The organism is Lactobacillus equicursoris DSM 19284 = JCM 14600 = CIP 110162 (assembly GCF_001434815.1).
GTDB classification, from domain to species: domain Bacteria; phylum Bacillota; class Bacilli; order Lactobacillales; family Lactobacillaceae; genus Lactobacillus; species Lactobacillus equicursoris.
On the sequence record NZ_AZDU01000101.1, the window covers coordinates 1 to 1,554 of the forward strand.

The 1,554-nt window shown below is 42.6% G+C and carries 4 protein-coding genes; all 4 read right to left on the reverse strand.

The genetic code is table 11. From position 1 onward, the window contains the following. The coding region (locus tag FC20_RS09455) for a phage tail tube protein (RefSeq protein ID WP_056945395.1) at positions 1–316 on the reverse strand (316 nt) is incomplete at its 3' end. A 15-nt stretch (positions 317–331) separates the two neighbouring features. Beyond that, a complete protein-coding gene (locus FC20_RS09460) occupies positions 332–697 on the reverse strand; it encodes a hypothetical protein (RefSeq protein WP_008463619.1) in 366 nt (121 codons plus the stop codon). Next, the gene (locus FC20_RS09465) at positions 684–1,232 is read right to left on the reverse strand and encodes an HK97-gp10 family putative phage morphogenesis protein (RefSeq protein WP_008463617.1); all 549 of its coding nucleotides are present in this window, start codon (positions 1,230–1,232) and stop codon (positions 684–686) included. The genes FC20_RS09460 and FC20_RS09465 overlap by 14 nt, the downstream gene beginning before the upstream one ends. Continuing rightward, positions 1,232–1,554 (reverse strand): hypothetical protein (locus FC20_RS09470; protein WP_082610509.1); only part of this gene is annotated, 323 nt, incomplete at its 5' end. The genes FC20_RS09465 and FC20_RS09470, both read right to left, overlap by 1 nt.

Genomic DNA, 1,554 nt, shown 5'->3' on the forward strand with positions numbered 1-1,554 from the left:
CTGGATAGGTAACCTTAAACTTGTAGGTTACATTGTTATCACAAATTGCTTGCGCCTTTTTAAAGTTGTCGCCCTTGTAAACGCATTGGAAAGCGAGTGATGAACTTTGCTTAATACCTGGAATCTGCTTTTGGCGAGTATCTGCCAAAGTGGTTACATCAATGGTTTGAGGAGTACCGCCCACGGCTGGAATGGTCTTAACGTCCGTGATGTCAGTCCATGAAGTGCCGTCCTTTGAATATGATAGCTTGGTACCAGTGCCAGCCAAACCATCGCTAGCATCTACCGCAAATTGTTGCAACTTGAATTCTTGCATGTTGTAATATCCCTTCTATTTTTGGTAAACGTGTTTCATCTGGTTATCTACCACCCCGTAAAAGGTAATAGCCACGCGCGAAACGCCGTTTAAATCTTGGTCAACTGCCGAATAGGTGAACCCCATTTGGCTAAATGTATCAATAATTTTATCTTCGATTTCTTGAGGTGATCCTTCACAGAATAGATCAATCGTAAAGGACCAACTGGTTAGTAATTCTTCCTGGTCCGCGTTCCGTTGAACCGTAACATGTGAAGTCGAGTAAACCGCTAGCGGGTATGTAGTTAATTCTTCAGGATACCGAGGATAAATGTTCCCTTGTAATTCTGGAATGCTATCAAGTGTTTGATAGATTAGCGTTTTAACATCAAAGATTTTCATTTAGTGCCTCCTTGATCCTTTTAGAAATGATTTCGTCCGCATCACGTCCGGCCTTTTCGATAGCTGGTGTTAAGAATTGGCGGGCCGGTTGGCCATTGGTCCTATAGAATTCTTTATCATGGATCTTGATTTTCTGCATACCGTAAATAGCGGTTAAATCAAGATCCACTTTATCAACAGGTATAAACCAGGTTGTTTGCCTATAAGTCAATGTAACATTTGGAGGAATAATCTTTGGCGACCGTTCACCATTACGGCCCGTACCGAATTCACGATAAACGGCTATAGGGTCATTAGACCATAACCGCCCGACAATTTCGCCCGTTGATTTAAGCTTTACTTCAGTTCTCAAGGATCTAGTCATTTCACCAGTGGAATATTTGATAGTTTTCTGAAGTTCTTCAACCGCGTAAGCCTCCGCTTGGTCCATAACGTCTTCTTCGCCGTTTTGGATTGCCTTTTCCGTGACACCAGGCAGCTTTTTTAGCTTTTCCTGAAGTCGGTCAAGACCTTTGATTTCAAAGGAAGACTGCATCACTTATTCCTTCTTTTCAAAGAAATGTTCTTGTGAGTTGAATACTCTTGTATTGCTACGATTTCATAGTCTGGATCAGCTTCTGGCTCAGCATCAACACAGAGACCGTCGCCTTCATTCTCCGCCGACTTTAGCAAGTTGCCCTGGTACTTACCCGACAGCATGTAATTCAAGTTCTCCCCGTAAATTTGAGCGTTAATGCTGCCTCCAGCCGGTTGAAGGTTGATAAGCAATGGAACAGCTTTAGACCAGCCTTTTAATGCATATCCTTGTTTGTCTCTGCCAGCCTGTTTGCGTCTTAAATAAACCAGACGTAAATTTT